Annotated in this window: 21 protein-coding genes; 13 read left to right on the top strand and 8 right to left on the bottom strand. The window is 44.2% G+C overall.

Annotated features, from left to right (window positions below):
* Positions 1-95: 95 nt before the first annotated feature.
* Together GA0116948_RS11675 and GA0116948_RS11670 are read right to left on the bottom strand one after the other, a co-directional pair.
* A complete protein-coding gene (locus GA0116948_RS11675) occupies positions 96-932 on the bottom strand; it encodes a hypothetical protein (RefSeq protein ID WP_089712343.1) in 837 nt (278 codons plus the stop codon).
* A gap of 189 nt (positions 933-1,121) precedes the next feature.
* Positions 1,122-1,568, bottom strand: a complete 447-nt coding sequence (locus GA0116948_RS11670; protein WP_089712341.1) for an Hsp20/alpha crystallin family protein — start codon at positions 1,566-1,568, stop codon at positions 1,122-1,124.
* A gap of 228 nt (positions 1,569-1,796) precedes the next feature.
* On the opposite strand from GA0116948_RS11670, the gene GA0116948_RS11665 reads away from it, so the two are divergent.
* The 13 genes from GA0116948_RS11665 (at position 1,797) to GA0116948_RS11605 (ending at position 12,412) form a co-directional block, all read left to right on the top strand.
* Positions 1,797-2,210, top strand: coding sequence for a BrxA/BrxB family bacilliredoxin (locus tag GA0116948_RS11665; RefSeq protein WP_089712339.1), 414 nt, complete (start codon positions 1,797-1,799; stop codon positions 2,208-2,210).
* Between the two features lie 147 nt (positions 2,211-2,357).
* Complete coding sequence (locus GA0116948_RS11660) at positions 2,358-3,521, top strand: prolipoprotein diacylglyceryl transferase (protein ID WP_089712337.1); 1,164 nt, start codon at positions 2,358-2,360, stop codon at positions 3,519-3,521.
* 2 nt (positions 3,522-3,523) lie between these two features.
* Positions 3,524-3,937: a hemerythrin domain-containing protein gene (locus GA0116948_RS11655; protein WP_089712334.1), complete on the top strand. Its 414-nt coding sequence runs from the start codon at positions 3,524-3,526 to the stop codon at positions 3,935-3,937.
* 571 nt (positions 3,938-4,508) lie between these two features.
* Positions 4,509-5,075 carry an RNA polymerase sigma factor gene (locus GA0116948_RS11650; protein ID WP_089712331.1) on the top strand — a complete coding sequence of 189 codons (567 nt, stop codon included), beginning with the start codon at positions 4,509-4,511 and terminating at the stop codon, positions 5,073-5,075.
* The gene (locus tag GA0116948_RS11645; protein WP_089712330.1) at positions 5,075-5,644 is read left to right on the top strand and encodes a hypothetical protein; all 570 of its coding nucleotides are present in this window, start codon (positions 5,075-5,077) and stop codon (positions 5,642-5,644) included. The genes GA0116948_RS11650 and GA0116948_RS11645 overlap by 1 nt, the downstream gene beginning before the upstream one ends.
* Complete coding sequence (locus GA0116948_RS11640) at positions 5,628-6,710, top strand: hypothetical protein (RefSeq protein ID WP_123891778.1); 1,083 nt, start codon at positions 5,628-5,630, stop codon at positions 6,708-6,710. The genes GA0116948_RS11645 and GA0116948_RS11640 overlap by 17 nt, the downstream gene beginning before the upstream one ends.
* 76 nt (positions 6,711-6,786) lie before the next feature.
* Positions 6,787-7,506 carry a head GIN domain-containing protein gene (locus GA0116948_RS11635; RefSeq protein WP_089712326.1) on the top strand — a complete coding sequence of 240 codons (720 nt, stop codon included), beginning with the start codon at positions 6,787-6,789 and terminating at the stop codon, positions 7,504-7,506.
* A 100-nt stretch (positions 7,507-7,606) separates the two neighbouring features.
* Positions 7,607-8,098: a YajQ family cyclic di-GMP-binding protein gene (locus GA0116948_RS11630; protein WP_089712324.1), complete on the top strand. Its 492-nt coding sequence runs from the start codon at positions 7,607-7,609 to the stop codon at positions 8,096-8,098.
* A gap of 87 nt (positions 8,099-8,185) precedes the next feature.
* The gene (locus GA0116948_RS11625) at positions 8,186-8,434 is read left to right on the top strand and encodes a type B 50S ribosomal protein L31 (RefSeq protein WP_089712323.1); all 249 of its coding nucleotides are present in this window, start codon (positions 8,186-8,188) and stop codon (positions 8,432-8,434) included.
* A 62-nt stretch (positions 8,435-8,496) separates the two neighbouring features.
* On the top strand, positions 8,497-9,678 hold the full coding sequence (locus tag GA0116948_RS11620; RefSeq protein ID WP_089712321.1) for a putative sugar nucleotidyl transferase: 1,182 nt from the start codon (positions 8,497-8,499) through the stop codon (positions 9,676-9,678).
* 39 nt (positions 9,679-9,717) lie between these two features.
* Entirely contained in the window at positions 9,718-10,476 is a 759-nt protein-coding gene (gene tpiA / locus GA0116948_RS11615; protein ID WP_089712319.1) for a triose-phosphate isomerase, read from the top strand.
* Between the two features lie 187 nt (positions 10,477-10,663).
* Positions 10,664-11,284, top strand: coding sequence for a 2'-5' RNA ligase family protein (locus GA0116948_RS11610; RefSeq protein WP_089712317.1), 621 nt, complete (start codon positions 10,664-10,666; stop codon positions 11,282-11,284).
* Positions 11,285-12,136: 852 nt separating this feature from the next.
* Complete coding sequence (locus GA0116948_RS11605; RefSeq protein ID WP_205686123.1) at positions 12,137-12,412, top strand: acylphosphatase; 276 nt, start codon at positions 12,137-12,139, stop codon at positions 12,410-12,412.
* Between the two features lie 323 nt (positions 12,413-12,735).
* Here GA0116948_RS11605 and GA0116948_RS11600 read toward each other — a convergent pair whose 3' ends face one another.
* From GA0116948_RS11600 to GA0116948_RS11570, 6 genes are all read right to left on the bottom strand, one after another.
* Positions 12,736-14,811, bottom strand: coding sequence for a M56 family metallopeptidase (locus tag GA0116948_RS11600; RefSeq protein WP_089712315.1), 2,076 nt, complete (start codon positions 14,809-14,811; stop codon positions 12,736-12,738).
* A gap of 69 nt (positions 14,812-14,880) precedes the next feature.
* The gene (locus tag GA0116948_RS11595) at positions 14,881-15,270 is read right to left on the bottom strand and encodes a BlaI/MecI/CopY family transcriptional regulator (protein ID WP_089712313.1); all 390 of its coding nucleotides are present in this window, start codon (positions 15,268-15,270) and stop codon (positions 14,881-14,883) included.
* A gap of 365 nt (positions 15,271-15,635) precedes the next feature.
* Complete coding sequence (locus GA0116948_RS11585; protein WP_089712308.1) at positions 15,636-16,508, bottom strand: DUF4249 domain-containing protein; 873 nt, start codon at positions 16,506-16,508, stop codon at positions 15,636-15,638.
* 5 nt (positions 16,509-16,513) lie between these two features.
* Complete coding sequence (locus tag GA0116948_RS11580) at positions 16,514-18,889, bottom strand: TonB-dependent receptor (RefSeq protein WP_089712306.1); 2,376 nt, start codon at positions 18,887-18,889, stop codon at positions 16,514-16,516.
* A gap of 361 nt (positions 18,890-19,250) precedes the next feature.
* Entirely contained in the window at positions 19,251-19,895 is a 645-nt protein-coding gene (locus GA0116948_RS11575; protein ID WP_089712304.1) for an NAD(P)-dependent oxidoreductase, read from the bottom strand.
* A 181-nt stretch (positions 19,896-20,076) separates the two neighbouring features.
* The gene (locus tag GA0116948_RS11570) at positions 20,077-20,508 is read right to left on the bottom strand and encodes an Rrf2 family transcriptional regulator (RefSeq protein WP_089712303.1); all 432 of its coding nucleotides are present in this window, start codon (positions 20,506-20,508) and stop codon (positions 20,077-20,079) included.
* Between the last annotated feature and the right edge of the window lie 116 nt (positions 20,509-20,624).

Genomic DNA, 20,624 nt, shown 5'->3' with positions numbered 1-20,624 from the left:
GAGGAGCGTAAATTTGTTAGGTAATATTAAAGCATATAATTATTTATAATGCAAAAATTATTGTTATAAATACACATCACACATATGTGTAGGCTTTAAATATTTGCAGAGGAGGGTCCATTTTGGAGAATTTCCAGGGCGCTTTCGCATTGTTTTTCAATTTCTGTAAAACAGGCATCCAGCAGCTCCAGGTTACCATCGGACTGGCGGCCGGAACGGGATAAGCCTTTTACCAGGAGGAACTGGCGGGTAAGATTTTGGTGCAGGAGGTCGGCGTGCAGGCGTTGCTTGTGCAGGGTTTTTCTTCGTTCCAGGAAAACGATGCTGCGGTAATAACTGCCTAGTAGTCCGAGTAAAAATAGTACGTCAATTCCGGTAAATATGGGGTTAGCTACGTGCCGGAAAAAGTAGGTATAAGCCGGGAACACGTATACATTGATATAGTTAATCTTAAAGTAGGAGCATACGCCCAGGTATGCCAATAGCAGTATTACCAGCAGTGCGGTGGTGGTGCGGCTGGCGGTTACATAAGCAAGTAGTATGCTGGTCAGCCACATAAAGCCATATTGGGTAGTGATATCGATATTATTAAAAAGGGAGGAAAGCATAGAAGTGATCAGCGTGGTAGCCGCCACCAGGTTACCAATGCGCAAAGTATGGATGCCGCAGCGTAATTTTAAAAGCGCCGCTATCAGCACAGGGTAGGGCAATGCCGCCAGTAGGAAGCCGGGGTAATTCTGTTGGTATAAAAGAAAGAGCAAGGCTGGTAACTGTAAAAGCAGGTAAAAGAAAATGAAATTAAAAAGCAATTTGATTTTACACTGTTCATAGGTATCCGCCTTCTTCTGTATTGCGCTTCCCAACGTTGCTGTTAAAGTAGCGTTGTACGCAATGGAGGCCCAGGTTTTCGGGTGGGAGAATAAAGGCTGCATTTCCGCTGTGATTCTAATGTTATACCAAATTATCTTAAAATAGTATGGCGGACGTGAAACGTTTGTGTGAATTCTGCTGCGGCGGCCATATTGCACTGAAACGTGAAAATCCCGCACAGTGGCGGGATTTTCACGTTCATTCTTATTCGTTCACCTTAAATATTCATTAAAACTATTCCATTATACCGGTTAGCTTACTACAATCTGTTTGGTTTCTTCGGGTTGTTTTTCCTTTTTAGGCAAGGTTACCTTCAGGATGCCATTTTCGTATTTTGCGTTGATATTTTCTGCATCTACATTTTCGGCCAGGCTGAAAGAGCGTTTAAAGGCGCGGAAACCAAATTCACGACGCAGTTGTTTTTCGTCTTCGCTGTGGGTTTCAATTTTCTTTTCTGCACTAATGCTAAGCGTATTCTTCTCCACATTCAGTTTGAAATCGGCTTTATCATGACCTGGTACAACAAGATCAATGTTATAACCATCCTTGGTTTCATGAATGTTTACCGGGGGGTAAGTACTGAAAAAGTCACTGCTTAATACTTCATCCTTAAACAGTTTGTTCCAGGGTTGTGCAGCAAATACGTCGTCGAGGATGTTACCGTAAGTTTTAGGCTGATTAAATTTTAAAAGTGTCATGGCTTATCAATTTTTTCGTTTTGTAAAAGTTTGTTATCGTTTGGTGAGTATTGATCAAACCTAATACCATGGCTGGAAAACTGAAAAATTGCTAGTTTTAAGGCATTTTTATATGACTATATGGCACGTTTTGTAAAAATTATATGACGAAGTGTCCTTAATGCTGTTTTTTTTATTCATGAGCTATACATACCTTTGTGTAAACTGTAACTAAAATTATATAAGTATATGTATCCTGCAGAATTAGTATTGCCAATGAAGGCAGAATTAACAGATCACGGTTTCGAAGAACTGTTGACGGTAGAAAAGGTAGATCAGACGCTGAAAGAAAGCGGTACTACCCTGGTAATGATCAACTCTGTATGTGGCTGCTCGGCGGGTTCTGCTCGTCCGGGTGTATTGATGGCTGTATCGCACAGTGAGAAGAAGCCAGACCGTTTGACGACTGCCTTCGCAGGTTTCGATACCGAAGCGGTAAAACAGGTTCGTCAGCATTTGCTGCCTTATCCTCCTAGTTCACCTGCTATTGCCCTCTTTAAAGATGGTAAGTTGGTGCATTTTATCGAGCGCCACATGATAGAAGGCCGTCCGGCTCAGATGATTGCGTCCAATCTGGAAGCAGCATTTAACGAATACTGCTAAGTGGTATCCGGATTCCCTGGCAATTATTAACCGGTGAATTTGGATTTTGTGACTTTAACAGCTTATTTTGGTGGTTTGATTTTCCTGTTGACGAATTGGCTTTGTTCGTAGGAAAACCAGATCACCAAATTTTTTTATAAACCCATTATGTATCCTAATTTATTCTACGCCTTCCGTGACCTGTTCGGATGGGAACTTCCAAGGCTGCAAATTGTACAGACATTTGGCTTTTTCGTGGCCATTGCCTTTTTAGCGGCAGCATATGCGTTAACCAAAGAATTAAAGAGAAGAGAACAGTTAGGATGGTTAATTCCCGTGAAAGAAAAAATGATAGTGGGCAAGCCTGCAGCGTTCGGCGACCTGGCGATTACTTTTGTCATCGCATTTATAGCAGGATGGAAGTTAGGCGGCATCTTCTTCGACTGGGATCCTTACCAGGAAAAACCGATGGTCTATCTCGCTTCGATGAAAGGGCTTTGGTGGTTGGGTGTTTTGGTGGGAGCCGCATTTACCTATAATGTATACCGGGTGCGCAAAAAAGAAGAATTACCTATACCGGAAACCCGCATTGTAGATATTTACCCGCATCAGCGTGTGGCAGATATCACGGTAATGGCGGCCATTTTTGGACTCATTGGCGCCAAGATATTTAATAGCCTGGAAACCTGGAAAGATTTTGTACAAGACCCGATAGGTTCTTTGATATCCGCCAGTGGTCTTACTTTTTACGGGGGGCTTATTGTGGCGGCCTATGTGATCATCCGGTATGCGATTAAAAAGAAGATCAATGTATGGCATTTAGTTGATGCCTCTGCACCTTCGCTGATGCTGGCTTATGGATTAGGGCGCATGGGGTGTCAGTTTGCCGGTGATGGTGATTGGGGAATTGTAAACGAGCAGCCCAAACCATTTAGCTGGATACCCAACTGGGCCTGGGCTTTCAATTATCCGCACAACGTGGTAGGTGAGGGGGTACCTATTCCAGGATGTACGGGCGACTACTGTAATCAGCTGATGCCACCAGTGTTTCCTACACCATTATATGAGATCATCGTATGCTTAATCCTGTTTTTTATCTTGTGGAGTGTACGCAAAAAAATTACTACGCCTGGTTTAATGTTCGGCATTTACTTAGTAATGAATGGCGTGGAAAGATTTTTCATTGAGAAAATCCGCGTAAATACGCGTGACTACAATATCTTTGGTTTTCATCCTACGCAAGCTGAAATCATTTCTACCTTATTGATACTGGGTGGAGCTGTATTGATCTGGTACAGTAAAAAATATAATCAACTAAAAATAACCGCCTGACAATGCCCTTGCATGCCACTTTACAGCCACTGATGGAAGAGCATCAGCGTATCCTTCAAGCTTGTGATTACCTGTATAAGACCGAACATAAGCCTGCGCTCACTACACAGGAACGTTTTGCGTTTGTTGTAAAAACTTTTCAGCAGGAAATGGTGCCTCATCAACGGAAGGAACAATACATTTTTGACGCCTGCAAAGGCAAGCTGCCTGAGTTGGATTTTCTAATTGCGGAGCTGGAGGCGGAGCATTTACATTTGTCGCGATTGTACAGTACCCTTACAGAAACGGTAGAGCTGGATGAGGTGATAGACCAGATTGCTGAGGCACTAACGGTTCATATATTAAAGGAAGAAGCTCATTTCTACGAAATAGTGCAGCGACAACTGCCAGAGATTATTGACAATATTGTCTGGTAAATATAAAATTTAAAAAATTGTAAGGCTGGCCTGAAGGGCTGGCCTTTTTTATGGATACTATGCACGGATATTGAGTAAGTCAGTTCTTTCGTTTAGAATATGTTGATAGTCAAATAATTAGTTAATTTATTCATTTAAAGCAAGCGCAGTATTACCGTTTATCCCTCGCATGCAACCGCCTATGTATATATTTAGTACTATGTATAGCAAACTACCTACTTTTACATTGTAGTTGTTAATGAAAGGAACTTCTCCATAACTAGAACTACTTAATCAATAGAACTATTAAAAATAATCAGCACTAAAACATGCTTCAAGCCTTTTTATATGAAACTTATTACAGATAAATACTAACTGGTAGTGGTACGGTGGATTGAATGTTAAACAACACTCTCTTTCCGCCAAAAGAATACACCTCCATCGTACCCACCACATTAGCGTTTATCAAATTTTTTTAGGTATATAAGGATGGATAACAACGCAGCTCTTTCGTTGGGCTGCGTTAATTTTTGCCTTTTTTCTTACATTTTCTTTACCGCATGCAACCTTTTGCTTTTATCCTGTCTTTATAATGAAAGCATCCAACAACATCTTGAACTCCTTGTCACCGACAGAACAACTGGTATCCCGTTGTAAATCAGGGGATACGCGCGCTTTTCGCGAGCTGTACGACGCTTATTCCAATGCGATGTACAACATTTGCCTGCGTATGCTGGGGAATGTGAACGACGCGGAGGATACCCTTCAGGAAGCGTTTGTGCAGGTGTTCAGGAACATTGGGCAACTAAGCCAGGGTAGCACATTGCCGGCCTGGATAAAAAGGATAGTAGTAAACCACTGTTTGAACCAGTTGCGTAAAAAAAAGTTGTATTTCCAGGATGTTGAAGGGGTGGAAGTAGAGCAGGAGCAAGGCCCGGACGAACAGCATTTCACCTGGACGGTGAATGTAACCAAAGAAGCGATCGCTTCGCTGCCCGATGGTTACCGGACGGTGCTAAACTTGTACCTTTTCGAAGAATATACGCAACGGGAGATTGCGGAAATGTTGCAGATTACGGAATCTACCGTAAAAACGCAGTATATGCGGGCTAAAGAAAAAGTAAGACAATTTGTAAAGGCAAAAACAATGTTACAGTGATGGAAGAAAACGAATTTGAAAGTTTTGTACGGCATCACCGGCATGCTTTTGAAGAGGGAGGCCCAGATGCCAAGGTCTGGTCTGCGTTGGAAAAAACATTTCCTGCGAAACCTTCCGGTGGCATAGTACGCAGTATGCAGCATCATTGGCTGAAAATTGCCGTGGTACTGGTGTTGCTGATAAATGTGGGCGTCTTGATAAAGATGTTCGTATTTGACAAACCCGTAGCCAGTGAAACAGTAGTCAACAATAATGCTGTTGCGCCATCTGCCCAGGATGCCCAGGCTTATTACGCCAGCCAGATTGAGCAAAAATTACAAGCCATCCGCCAGTTCCCGCAAGACCAACTTGGCCTTGACAGCGCAGCCCAGGCAGAATTGCAGTTGCGTAACAGCACCTACGAAGCACTTCAGAAAGAACTTAAAGCCAACCCTGGAAACGAACGCATACATGCAGCGCTCATTCAATATTACCAGTTAAAAGTAGAATTGCTGGATAGAATATTGGACGAGTTGCAGGAAAAACATCCCCATACAAAAAATACCATTCATTATGAACGTACAACTTAAAATAGCCTTATGCTTGCTGCTCCTGCCTGCGGCAGTACTGGCAAAAGACGGCAAAGATCAATTTAAGCGTACCATCGACGTAAGTTATCCGGTAAGCGATGGCGCAGCGTTGAATGTAAGTAACAAATATGGCAAGATCATCCTGCATACCTGGAATAAAAAAGAAGTGAAAGCCACCGTGGTGATCACCGGTTTTGGGAAAAATGCGGAAGAGTCTAAAAGCATTACGGAATCGGTAGATGTGAACATTAATCACTCAGAAAGTGCTGTGAGTTTCCAAACTAACTATATGTCCAATGGCCGTGGATGGCTGTCTTGGTCTGGTAAAAAAGATTCCAAGGATTATGTAAACATAGACTATGAGGTATATGTACCTACCACAATCGGGCAACTGGCCATCGGCAATAACTTTGGCGATGTGATCACCGACGATCTGCCTTGTTCGTTGAAGCTTACCATGAACTATTGCTACTACGATATCCGTTCCGTAAGTGGTACGTTGGATGCCAATATGAATTACTGCACAAAAGGTAAATTTGGTAAGGTAGGCAACATGCGGGCCCGCGCTAATTACTCCACCATCAAATTGGATGCGGTGAATACGTTGGATGCAAAATCCAACTATTGTGAATACGTGATTGAGAATGTAAATGAATTGTTGGTCAGCGCCAATTACGATGACTACACCATCACCAAGGTAGGTCGCCTGCAAAGCAATACCACCTATTCCGATTTTAAAATAGGCACGCTTACCCAGGATGCGGATGTGAAACTTGTTTACTCCGACGTGAAGATCAAAGAACTGGGGGCTAATTTCAAGGGTATTAATGGGCGTGGTACCTATTCGAATATTAGTGTGTGGTTGTCAGACCGGCTGGATGTGAAAGTAGAAGGAGACCTAAACCACGGTGATGTGAATATTACAGGTTTAAGTATGAAGAATGTAAATTCTACGGAGAAATCCGGTCATGTGAACTATTCAGGGAGAACCAATGCCAGTTGTAGTGCCTGTCCGGTAATCCGCCTCACGGGTGTATATTCCGACCTTACCGTAAAGGGTAAATAAAATCTTTTTGTATTGATCAACAGGTACGCCATTCTAAAGCCTGATTTACATCTTTCATTCACCTCAAAAAATTTGTATGAAAAAAATGATTTGCCAAATGAGCCTGGCGCTGGCTTTATTACTATCCGCAGGGGTTGCAATTGCCCAGGAACGTATTGCTGGTAATGGTGACGTTAAAAAAGAAGTACGTGACGTTACTGGTTTCAGTGGTATAGCCGTGGGGGGCAGCGCGCATGTGTATTTGGTACAGGGTAATACCGAATCCGTGCAAATTGAGGCCGAATCTAACTTGCTGCCCTATATTATTGCGGATATTGATCATCACAACCTCTCCATTCATTTTAAAAGAGGCTATAACCTGAAGAATACCAAGCCTATTAATATTTACGTGACTGCCAAAGACATCGACTTTATAGGTGCCAGCGGCGGGGTAAAGCTGGATGCTATCCAAGGCATTAAAACAGACAAAATAAGACTGGAAGCCAGCGGTTCGCTAAGTATCAATATGAAATTGGATGCCAAGGCACTAGACGCCTCGTTCTCTGGTTCTGTGGAGGCAAAAATAGAGGGAACTGTGGAGGAAGCTGAGTATGCTATTTCAGGCTCTGCCAACGTTTCTGCCCCTGGTTTGCAAACCAGTAGCGTAAATATTAACATTTCTGGCAGCGGCGACCTGGATCTGGCCGTGGTGAAGGATTTAAACGTATCGATATCAGGCTCTGGCAGGATACATTACAAGGGATCACCTAGTATTACTAAACATATTTCCGGTTCCGGGAGAATTTATAACGATTAAAGATACAATGTTTTAGATTTTGGTATGATGCGGCAGGTAGCTTTCTACCTGCTTTTTCTTTTTATATATTTGCAGCAGAAAAGATCAAAAATTTCAAATTATGGCATCCTTTGATATTGTAAGCAAAGTAGATCCTCAAACGTTGGATAATGCCGTGAACACGGTAAAAAAAGAAATATTGGGCAGGTACGATTTTAAGGATTCTCATGTCTCGATCGAACTGAACAAGAAAGACTTCCTGGTAAACCTGGAGGCAGAGAGCGATATGAAAATAACGCAAATAATAGATGTATTGCTGAGCCGGAGTATCAAACAAGGTTTGGAAGCGTCTATTTATGACATAAGCAAGCAGCCTTACCAAAGTGGTAAGGTTGTAAAACAGGAAGTTCCGGTTCGCAACGGGCTGAAGCAGGAAGATGCTAAAAAGATTGTGAAACTGATCAAGGATGCAGGTCTGAAGGTGCAGGCCGCCATTATGGACGATATTATCCGGGTGACGGGTAAAAAAATTGACGATCTTCAGGAAGTTATTGCATTATGCAGGACTGCCAAATTGGAAATTCCTTTACAATATGTGAACATGAAGTCGTAAGGGAGGGTGTGGATAAATTATTAAAATTAATTAGAAGAAAAAGGAAAATTTAGTTACCTTTGCCATCCGTATTTACAAATTATTGATATGAAACAGGGAATTCATCCGGAAAGTTACAGATTCGTAGTATTTAAAGATATGTCTAACGGTACAAGCTTTTTAAGCCGTTCCACTGCTCCTTCCCGTGAAATGATCAAGTGGGAAGATGGCAACGAATATCCGGTGATTAAGCTTGAAATCTCCAATACTTCTCACCCGTTCTATACTGGTAAGAATGTACTGGTGGATACTGCCGGTCGCATTGACAAGTTCAACAAACGCTACGGAAAGAAATAAATTTTCCAATAATTATTTGAAAGATCCCGCCCATTCGGCGGGATTTTTTATTTTTAGCCCTGATGAACCGTAACTACATCTTATTTGATACACCTGCGCGTGATCAGCTTTATCCTTTTACGTTGACGCGCCCGGTGTCTGCTTGTCGCACTGGCATTCTCACGATCCAAGAAAAATGGGAGCTTTGGCTACAAGCTCCTTGTAGTTACTATACAGTGCATTGGCTCCAGGAGAAATATCCTTTGCCTGAAATGGATGCAGACTCTCTACAGGTATTAATCAATGGCCACCTGTTGCCCGATGCTGCCCTGGTGGCTGCTGTGCAGGGGATGGAAGAGGGGTATGAATTATACAAGGATAACCAACTCATTGCTAAGGCGATCAAAGGAAAGGATTTTCTTCATCCTAGCTGCAAGCGGTTAGATTACCATGCACCTGTATTGCAGGTGCAGCTACCCTGGGATTTTTCTCAATTGAATGATAAGGCGCTGCGTGCCGATTTTGTGAAACTTACTGCGGGCCGAACCTCGGCTCCGTTATCTTCCACCAACCAGGTGCTGGGGGCTGGGCAGGTATTCGTGGAGGCGGGAGCCCAGGTGGAGTTTTGTTTACTCAATGCCATGGAGGGGCCTATCTATATTGGGAAAAACGCCCTGGTTATGGAAGGTAGCCTTATTCGTGGTCCCTTTGCATTGGGGGAAGGAGCAGTATTAAAAATGGGTACCAAAGTTTATGGGGCTACCAGCATTGGCCCAAACTGTATAGGTGGTGGGGAGATTAAAAACAGTGTAATCTTTGGTTACAGTAATAAAGCCCACGACGGCTATCTCGGTGATTCCGTGATTGGTGAATGGTGCAACCTGGGCGCTAATACTACCAATTCTAACCTGAAAAATAATGCTGGTACTGTGAAGGTGTGGATGGAAGCAAAGAAAGAAGCCTGGCCCGCTGGCCGCAAGTGTGGCCTGATGATGGGTGATTATAGCCGTGCAGCCATCAATACATCTTTTAATACTGGTACAGTAGTAGGCGTTAGTTGCAACGTGTTTGGCGCTGGCCTTACCGACAAATTTATTCCCTCCTTTGCCTGGGGAACAGGCCAATATGTACTGGAAGCCGCTTTCCGCGACATTGCCGCCTGGAAAGAACTGAAGGGAAAATCGCTGTTGGCGGCAGATAAAACCATCCTACGTGCTATCTTTGAGCGGGTGTATGAAAATATGGCGGCTCTGGAGATTGTCTGAGTATTATTTAACTTTTAACAATAAAGCTATTAACACGGTATGAGAAAAAAAATTGTTGCGGCAAACTGGAAAATGAATTTAACGCTGGCGCAAGGCGAGAAACTAGTGAATGAACTGTTGCAGTCCGGCATTCAATTGGATGCGCATAAGGAAGTAGTCATTGCTGCGCCTTTTCCTTACCTGATCATCGTAAAGGAATTGTTGAAGGGGCATCCCGGCTTTTACGTTGCGGCGCAAAATGTGGCTGCTGAGAAAGCGGGTGCATTTACCGGAGAGGTAAATGCAGAAATGCTACATTCTATACACACTGATTTTGTTATCATTGGCCATTCTGAAAGAAGAGAGTTGTTTGGCGACAGCAATGCAATAGTTGCCAAAAAAATAGACCTGTCTTTGTCGCACGGTTTAAAACCTATTTTCTGCTGTGGAGAGCCGCTGGAGGTACGTAAAGCGGGAACTCAAAATGCGTTTGTAGCGAAACAACTGGAAGAAGGTTTATTTCATCTTACGGTAGCGCAACTGAAAAATGTGGTAATTGCTTACGAACCTATTTGGGCAATAGGAACCGGCCTTACCGCCAGTTCGGCACAGGCGCAGGATATGCATGCATTCATCCGTAGTCAGGTAGCTTCCAAGTATGGTGCTGCTGCGGCAAACAACCTGAGCATCCTTTATGGTGGTAGTGTAAAGGCTGCCAATGCAGCCGAGCTATTTGCTTGTGAGGATGTAGATGGAGGCCTGGTAGGCGGTGCTTCGCTGGTAGCGGCAGAGTTTGCAGGTATTGTAAAAAGTATCTGAACGAGGTAAAAATTTATAGGCCAGCAGGCAATGTGGATAGCTGAAAATGGCTAGGGCATTGGCTGCTGGCTTTTTTTTGCCCTGATATCTAAATTAGTTAGTAAAAAATGCTAAATAAATTAGTAAATCCGGAAAAAGGTTGTATATTTGAGGGGTCATAAAGAGAATAACCACTAAAAATTCTGTTATGCAGGTACATCCAGCAGGAGCAACCCACTCCACTTTTTTGGAAGAAGAAAAAACATTCGATTATTTATTAGTCATTCATCCTGACTCCCAAGTGAGTGAAGATGTGAAAGGCATGAAAATGCAACTGGCTAATGCATTAGGATATTACAACAGTCAGTTTTCTAATGCATACATTTCGCTGTTTCGTTCTGAATTCCCGGAACGGTTTGAGGCTAGTTTCATTGATATGCTGGAAACGGTATCCAGGCGGCAGCATGGATTTACCATATACACATCGCGGCTGGAGAAGTTTGATCTTGGCAATTCAAAACATACTATTTATGTGAATGTTGCCAATCCAAAGCCGGTAACGGAATTACACCGGAAAATCATGCAGTTGTTCAGCATTGGCGGCGGGCAATTTAAGCCGCATATTACTGTAGCCAGGGCTATTAATTCAGCGCAATTAGAGAAGGTTCATCCGCATGTGCATAATCAATTGTTTGTGCGTAGTTTCGAATGTCATGGTTTCTTATTACTGCGCAAACCTGTTAGGGGTGGTCATTATGAGGTAGTGAAGGCGTTTACATTCGGGGACACTGAGGCGCAGGGTAACACTTTGTTCAATCATGCTGCTTAAGTAACCTTTCTGTTGTAGCAGCAGGATGTTTTGCTTATATGAGCCGAAAGGTATTGTTGATTAGAACAAGTATTTGCGATTGTATTGTTACCCCATACCCCTTATTTGTTGTTAGCTGTTTTGTGTTTTTGTTGTTGTTATAATGGGTTTGTCATAACCACTGCCTCATTGGAAGTTCCATCATAAATTTTAGTATTAAGTTAATCAACTTCGCCTGCCAGCTGTGCCAGGTAGATTACTATTTTTCATTTTAGTTTTTATATCATGGACAATGCCGGCCATGCGCAGTAAGTTGTGTGGTGCTGTGAAAGATTGTTTTGGCTCATTATGCGATATATGGCCATTCGTGATTTTATCTTGGATTATTGAAGCATCTGGCGGCATGTAGCTACAGCAAGGAGATCATGTGCGAGGCCTGTATTGATCATGCAAGGGTGAATTAGTTAATGAAATTATATCCATTGTTAGTTGTTAAAAGGGTTTCGTCCATTGTTTTCCTTATAAGAAACATTTGAAAGGAAGTTTGTTTTATGCTTATTCGGTTGGATGTATTTTAAGATTGGAAAAGATATCATTCATTGTATTGTTAGGCCTTCGTATCGGGCGGGCATGGGTTTGGTGGGGCAGTTTATGGGAGTGAGGTAAATGTGGATTCCACTAATGTTTATGCCCTGTCCGGTACGTAAAAAGTACCCTCGGGTGGAATACAAAATGAAATGTTGTGTATTCTGATGTTGGCGGCAGCATTAAGTGCTGCCGCTCCGTCCGGGGGAAATGCGGGGGTAAGTTTGCTGCAAAGCATTTTGTGTGGCTATTGCTATATTTACACATAACTTATTATCTGTTTTTATTATGGAGAAAATACATAAAGAAATTATTGTGCGTGGGTTGGTACAGGGGGTAGGCTTCCGTGTATATACCTGTAAAGAAGCTGTAAAGCTTGGTATTAGCGGAACCGTGACCAATCAGACGGATGGGAGTGTTGCCATTGTTGCCGAAGGATCGCTCAATAGTATGGAGACTTTCATCGCATGGTGCCGGAAAGGCCCTGCCATGGCGTCTGTGGAGCAGGTGGTCATCACTAATGGGGAGGTGAAAGGATACGATAATTTCTCGATCATAAAGTGAGGGCCGTGCCATTCCTAGTGTGAAGAACGGGATACATCCAGGTAAGAAGCTTATGCTGCCGGTTAACTTACTAGTAAATATTATACATCGTCTTTCTACTACAATTAAATCATCCATTTGTTAACCTCAAATCCATTCAGCAATTATATTATTCCGGAGCCGCATATCCATGCGGCTTGTTTATACAAACAATGATGTGATTAAGTGCATGTTATGCCAGCTTTAGTGTTTGAATACAGAAGCCACCAGTATTTCACTGATGGCTTCTTTTTTAAGTTGAATGGGGAGATAAAATGAGCAAAAATCCGGATGGGTACATTTTATTAATCATTAATATTAATATCCAGAGAACGGTGGTTTTCTTTATCCGAACCTTTAATAAAAATGTTTTTCTTGCCCTGGAAATAGTCCTTGTATTTATTTGTTATATCGGCAGATTGTTTTTTGCCATTGAGGTAGAGATCATTTCCTTTTATTTGGATGGAATATTGTTCCGGGTTGATTAGTTTATCGGATTGCAACCTGTTAATGAGCGTGCGGAAGTTGTTATTTTGGGCTTGATCCATCTGGGCATGCGCTGCTGAGCGGGATGCGTCAACGGCGGCCTGTTGTTTGAGCAGTAAGCGTTCCTTCATGGCTTCATCACGGGCTTTTATGGATTCAGCTATAGCTTTATTACGATCTTTCATGGCCATTGCTAAAGCCTTCTGACGCTCTTTGTTGCTATCATCCATTTCTTTTTTCCAGGCGGCCCGGTTGGCATCTATTTCCTTGCGCATCACTTCTTCTTGGGCGCGTTGCTGTATGCCGGCCTTCACCTGGTCTTTGATGGATTCGGTGCTGATGCCGGGCAAGGAAGTATCCACATTTCTCATAGCCTGATTGATCTCGTTATCAATTTTTTTCCAATCTACTTTTTTCATGGCCTCCTCTACCTGGGAGTTAATCTTTTGCCAGTCTACATTTGCCATTGCTTTATCAGCGTAGGTCATAGCACGCTTAATCTGGTATTGGAATTTCGGGCTATTTACATAAGTGAAGGTTTTATTTGCATGGGCGGTATCGTAGTAAAAAAAGTTTTTGTCATTGAATTGCGCCGAATCTGTTGTAATGAATATTTGGTCGCCGGAAGTATCGGTGTTAAAGGAATAAGACCTGTTTAAATTCAGTGGAACATTTACCTGAGGCTGCATGGAGGCAGGAAGTGCAGGCACTGTAAGCGGTGCTACCGGCGTGATAGGTGCCGTTGGTGCGTTGTTGTCGCTAATGTTTACGTTATACAACAAGGTACTGTCTACCAAATGAGTGATGGTGGTGTCTGCGGCTACAACATTGGCGTGTGGCTTGTTTGCTATTTTCTTTTCCCTCGTTGGATTTAGCCACGCAATGGAAAATAAGCCGGTGGCTACAATGAGTAGGGCCAATATTTTTTGACTATAATTCAAGTTTTTAGTTTTCATTTCCATGATGCGTTTAATGCGGTGAAATAAATGCTGCTGATTGTTGGCCGCCGCCATGGCTAGTGGGTTGGAGTTTAACCGGTATTCCTCCAGGGCCACCAGGGCTTTGGCGTAACCAAGCGGTTGTGCCAAGCGGGCTATCACCAGATCGTCGCAGCAGTGTTCTCTTTCCAGGCGGATGTTTTTAGATATGCGCCAGATGAATGGATTAAAGAAAAGGGTTGTTTCAACAATGGTTTGGAAAATATTCAGTAAATAATCATTGCGTTTGATGTGTGCCAGCTCGTGTAATAAAATGGCCTCGATCTGGTCGGATTGAAGATTGCTAAATAGCGCCAGGGGTAGCAGGATAACTGGCTTCAGGAAGCCGATCATTACCGGTACCTGTATGTAGTGGGAGACGAACAAGGATACATTGCCCCGGATCTCGAGTTGGGCAGCCAACTTATTGAGGTGCTGTATCCAAGCCGGATCGGGCTGGCTGAGATGACGTTTGCGGATGTTGGCTAACTGATGTAGATCGGCTACCATTTTAACGCCCATAATGATTACTCCTGCCACATAGATTGCCACCAGCAATGGAAAATAATCTTCCAGACTGGGAAAAAGGGATAGGAGGGCCTGCTGGTTCCGGTAAGGCGTAGCAGCTGCTGGGGGCAGTAATACGTCCTGACCGGCAAGCTGTACCAGGTGAGCAGTGATGGCCGCAGTTTGCCGCAGGGCAGATAATTGTTGGCTAAACGTTACGACAAACCATGCAAAGGCACCGCTGAGTGACAAGTAGGAAAGATTGTATTTGATCCTGGCACTGGCTTCCGGCAATAACTTTAACGTTAGCCGGAGGCAGGCACAAATAAAGAACGTCTGCCAGATGGAGTGTAAAATGGCCCATCCGAGCGCGCGGACGATATCAGCTGTAAAAGGGACCAGTGAATTCATCTTATGTCAGCGTTTTTGAGCGTTAAAAGATAGCGGCAAATCTTAGCGCAGCAGGTACATTACTTATCATTATTTGCTTTTTTTCTCCATTTCATCCAGATAGGCTTTGATTGCATCCAGTTCTGCGGCGGAGGAATGGCGGTTTCCTAACGCCTGCAGTACTAATTGAGAAGCCGACCCATTAAAAACGGTATCAATCATTTTACTCAGTAATTGCTGTTGTGTGTCTTTTTGTGACACCGTGGCCCGGTATACGTGCGTTTTGTTACTGGTATCGCGATCCACCAAGCCTTTCTCGAGCATAATCTGCATGAGCTTAAGGGTGGTGGTATAACCAGCATCTTTCCTTTGTTCCAGTACTTCGTGAATGTCCCGTACGGTGGCTGGACCTTTTTCCCATAAAATAGCCAGTATTTCCAACTCGCTTTCTGTTGGTTTAATGTTTTTGTGATTACTCATATGATTACCGTAGCCTGTTTCAATAATGTATTTACGAATATTTTCGTAGTCAAATGTACGATACTTTTCGTAGTGTGCAAATTTATTTTGAGGAATGAGGAGGATAGGCGAAAACAGGGGATGGGTGGCTGGGGCAACGCGCTCGTTTTAAATGGTGAGCAGGATCCTATCCTTGATTAAATAATTACTTGAAATGAGTGCTACGAAGCGAGTAGGGATATCTTTTATTGGCAGGCATCCGGGTGCATTTTTTTGTAAAAAAACAGGCCTACATAACGGAATAGTAAATTCTGTTTTGTAGGCCTGTTTGGTAAGTGTTTATTACAATAACGGTAATGGATACACGCTATTGGAAGATGTTTAGCTTATGGCTGAATGATCACTGATTTATAACGCACGCTATTCGTGCTAAACCAGCCCAGTATTTTTTGGGTGCTGGAGGGAGATACGTTGAGTGCATTACTTTTCACGTTTTCCAGCACGGAAGCAAATAGGCCTCCGTTGTTGATCTGGTTGTAAGCCTGGTTCATGAAATTATAAGTAGGATAAGTGAGCGATGAAAATTGTACGATCACTGTATCTCCGATTTGGTAAGGCTTGTCGTCGCGGGTGATGCTTTCACTCAATGGAAGGATGAGGGGAAAACCATCGGCCAGGCCTTCGTTGAATGCGCCATCTATCGCAAAGGCGTCTGTATTGCGGGTTTGCAGGTTGTTACGGTAAGCGCGTAGCCAGTAGTGATCGGTAGCACCTTTAATATCTGTGATGAATACCCGCGCAAAATAACCTTCTTTGCCTGCCACATTATCTTCTTTGGATTTGTATTTATAGGTCACGGAATCTATTTCTGGGATGCGCTTGATGGTATCGTAGGCTTCATAAATTTCACCTTGGTATTCTATGTGGAGCTTGTACACATGGCCCAGTTTTCCGATGGCAATGTTTTCGCCAGGATTATAGCTGTAGTAGCCATCTGCGCCGTAGATAAAGGGATAGGTGTTATTATCCGTTACATCTAAAAGCGTCATGGAAGCGGTGGTTATGACCGGTGCGGTGCTATCATCCTGGTAAGGCACCGAATTGGTAAAACGGATTTTTTGTACGCCTGGCTGGTCGGTAATTACGGCATCCAGCACCGGGTAGTTTTTCTTGTTGGGCACATCCAGTTTTATAACATCGGTGCAGGCTCCAAAAAGTAATCCTGTGGCCAATAATAAGAGGAGGGGGAACTTTTGCATGTTGATTAAAATTTAAAGTTGTAGGTAATGCCGGGGATTATGCTACCAATGATGGACAAGCGCACCGCTTCCCGGTGGGCTGCATTGTCGGGGTCCTGCTGGAAGTAGATGGAATAAGTATTCCGGCGGGCGTACACGTTATATAGCGAGAACACCCATTCGCCTTCCCAACGCCTGTGTTTGGGTCGTTTCAGTGTGTAGCTCAGGTCCAGCCGGTGATAAGCGGGCAGGCGGTAATTACTGCGCTGATCGGTGGTGTTATAGGGAATGTCCCATTGCTGGTATTCCAGGCGGGCATCGGCATAGGTGGCAGGTGTGCCGGAAGCGTAGGTGAAGTTGACTGATAATGAGTGGCGTTTGTCAAATTCATGGGTGCCTACAAAACTCAGGTTATGGGTGCGGTCGTAACGGTTCAGTATCCAGTCGCCGCCGCTGATGCCATTGGTTTGTCGTTCGGAGCGCGACAGGGTATAACTAATCCAGCCGGTGTTATTCCCGATATCTTTTTTCACGTACAGCTCCAGCCCGTAAGCGCGGCTATGCGAGGGGAGTAGGTCGCCTTCCACGAGTGCGTTCAGGTATAGATTTGAATTATCGATGTAGTCTATCTGGTTTTCTATCTTTTTGTAGAACACTTCTGCGGATGCCTCAAACGCATCGTTGCGGGCATTGTAAAAATAGCCTAGTGATATTTGGTCGGCCAGTTGTGGTTTTATGTTGTTGGAGCTGGGTGTCCAGATATCTACCGGCGTGGGGGATGCGGTGTTGGAAATCTGGTGCATAAACTGCGAGGTGCGGGTATAGGAGGCTTTCAGGGCCTGGTCGTCTGTCAGGTTGTACCGCACGTTAATGCGTGGCTCCAGGTATTTGTAGGTTACAATTTTTTCATTTTTGCCAAAGTCCTTTGAATGATCGAAAGGCTTGCGGATGCCGGGGGTGGTATCGCGGAAATAGTAGGCGGTACCGCTGCCCAGGTAAGTAAAGTCGGAGAGACGCAGGCCGTATTGGAGGCCGAATTTCTTACCGATCTTATATTCATGATCTACGTAAAGGGCTGCCTCCACAGCGTGTTTGTCGGGCAGGATGGTGGCTAACTGCGTTCCTCCGCTGGAACCTATGCCGGTACCTGGTTGGAAGGTGTAGTAAATGGCATTCACCCCAAAGTGAATGGTGTTATTGGTATTGAGATAATACGTGAATGCCGGTTTAATACCGTAGTTCTTGATGTTAGACTTCCAACTATAGCCCTCTGATTGTTCGTTAGCGTCTTTGCTGGTGGAGTTATTGAAGCTGATGTTATAATCGTAGTTGCTGTAATAGGTAGTGGCATTGAGGAACAGGCGGTCATTGAACACGTGGTTCCAGCGGATGCTCACGGTGGAGTTGCCCCAGTTCAGGTCGGCTTGTTTCTGGAAGCCAAACACGTCGCGGCCAATGTAGCCGCTTACAAATAGGGTATTATTTTTATTGAGCTTGAAATTAAGCTTGCCGGTAATGTCATAGAAGTTCAGTTTTGTGTCTTTCATGTCGCCCTTTAGGAAGGGTTTCATTAATATATCCACATAGGAGCGGCGTGCAGCAATGATAAAGGAAGATTCGTCTTTCTTGATGGGTCCTTCCACGCTTATGCGGCTGAAAATGTCGCCAATGCCGCCATTTACCTGCATTTTCTGATTGTTCCCATCCTTCATGCGGATATCCAGTACGGAGGAGGTACGGCCGCCGTATTCGGCTGGAAAACCTCCTTTCATGAGGTTGAGGCTTTTTACGGCATCCGGATTAAATACGGAGAAAAAGCCAAGCATATGCGAGGAGTTGTAAACCGGGGCTTCGTCCAGCAGAATAAGATTTTCATCGGTAGCGCCGCCACGAACGTTGAAGCCGGAAGAGCCTTCACCTACGGTAGTTACGCCCGGGAGCGTTTGGATGGCACGCAGCACGTCTACCTCACCCATGAAGGTGGGCATCTTTTTCATTTGGGCCATACTGAGTTTCTGCAATCCGGTACTCATGTTGTTCACGGCTTTGTCGTTCTGCTTTCCGGTGATGGTTACTTCGTTCAACTGGCTGCTGGATTGTTCCAGCTTCACATCCATGGATTGGTTGCTTTTCAGGGCAATAGTTGTTTTGAAAGTGGTATAGCCTACGTAAGTAAATTGTATGTCGTGGGTACCGGCAGGGAGGGTCAGGCTATAAAAGCCATACTCGTTGGTTACCGTGCCGAGGCCCGTTCCAGGTACGCCGATGGAGATGCCGATGAGGCTCTCGCCGTTTTGTTTGTCTTTCACGTAGCCCCGCAGGGTATAGCGTTGTTGTGCCATTGCTGTTTGCGTGAGTAGGAGCGAAAGGAGCAACGCGCAAAGATTGCTGAATGTTTTCATAGCCGGTAAAGTCATGTAGGGGAAACTGGTTAGTAATGTCGTTACAGTCAGACATGTAGGAACGGAATTACCCTCCTGACGCTTTTTTAAATCAGTTTGAGCAGTGAAATAAGCGGGTGTACTGGTCATTAGACGATTAAATGAACCTTTATATTTTACCAGGTTCCGAATGAATCTGCAAAGGAACTGTTTTAACCGCCGAATGGGGAGAATTTGCCATTATTTTTTTAAAAAATGTGTAGCATAGACAGGCACAAGACAACAACAGGGCAAAAAAAACCGCAGGCGCTCAAAAAGGAGCCTGCGGAATAACCGGATATCCGGATTTACGGAGGACGGTATGCAAAATGGAGTACCAGGATTAGTACGCCAGGGTAAACCGTTGTTTAATGTGCTGTGGTTTTTCCAGTTCGTCTATCACTGCTACGGCAAAGTCTTTGGTGGAAATACGGCTTTCGCCTTTTGCATCGGCAACTACCTGGTCGCGGCCCAGGCGGAATACGCCGGTACGGGGGCCGGGTTCTATATTCATGGCGGGGCTAATAACCGTCCAGTCCAGGTCCGACTGAGCCTTGATGGTGTAAAAGGCTTCGCGGGTGGCGGTGGCACCGGCTTTCCAAAGTTCGGGGAATTCTGGAGTATCCAGCAACTGAAGGCCGGGTTCAATTTCCAGGCTGCCCGCACCGCTTACGGCCAGGAAGCGATGAATACCTGCGTCTTTCACGCCATTAAGTATACTGCGGATGGCGCGGCCATAGGTGTCGAGGATGTCACTGGCATCCTGACCGGCGTTGTAGGAGCTAATCACGGCTTCATTGCCTTTTACGGCAGCTGCCACTGCGACTTCGTCCAGCACGTCTGCCTTCACCACGGTGAGTTGAGGGTGGGTGTCGGTAATCTTTGTAACATCGCGCACGATGGCGGTAACTTGGTGGCCACGGTTCAGTGCTTCTGCCAGGATTTCTTTTCCAATATAACCAGAAGCGCCAATAATTGCAACTTTCATAAGAGTGTGTTTTAAGCGTGTGATATATAAAACATAATTTTAAACGAACAGTTTCTTCCATCAATTAAGGAGCCAACTGCTGCTGATGGTTATAATTGTTGTAAAAATTGTTGCAGTTATAACTAAGAAAAAACATAACACATGTTTGCATAGCATTAAAAAATGTAGACCTGAAAAATGTTTATGGTTGTTTTGTTTTGCAATTAGCAAACTGCCTGCAAAAATCCGCCAGCGTAATGTGGTGCAGGCAATCGTGCACGGAGTTGTCGATGCGGCAAAAAAGGTGATCGAGCGATTGATTAATTTGTTTGCCCACCGGGCAGTCTTCACTGGGCAAATTGGGGGCGTAACTGAAAATGTGGTCTTCCTTAATGGCTGCAAATATATCGGATAAGAGGACTTCATTCCCGGGGCGGGTAAGCCGGGAACCACCATTTTTACCTTCTTTGCTTTCCACCAAACCTGCTGATCGCAGGGCGCCTAACTCCTTACGTACCAGGGCAGGGTTTGCATTGAGCGAGCTAGCCAGGTACTCGGAGGATGTCCATTCTTCCTCACTGTTATTCAGGAGGGAGAGGATGTGAACTGATATGGCGAATTTACTTTTTACCATTCTGTAATAAATCGTATTACAGTACAAAGATAAGCCGGGTTTCGGAAAATGCAAAATTTTTTAGGCGAAGGGGCTGGTATAATAGGCGGGTTTGGAAAAAATGCCGGGATACACTT

The sequence above is a fragment of the Chitinophaga costaii genome (assembly GCF_900094705.1).
Lineage (GTDB): Bacteria > Bacteroidota > Bacteroidia > Chitinophagales > Chitinophagaceae > Chitinophaga > Chitinophaga costaii.
Note: the sequence above shows the minus strand (reverse complement) of the source record. Positions and strands in the feature narration are given on the sequence as shown.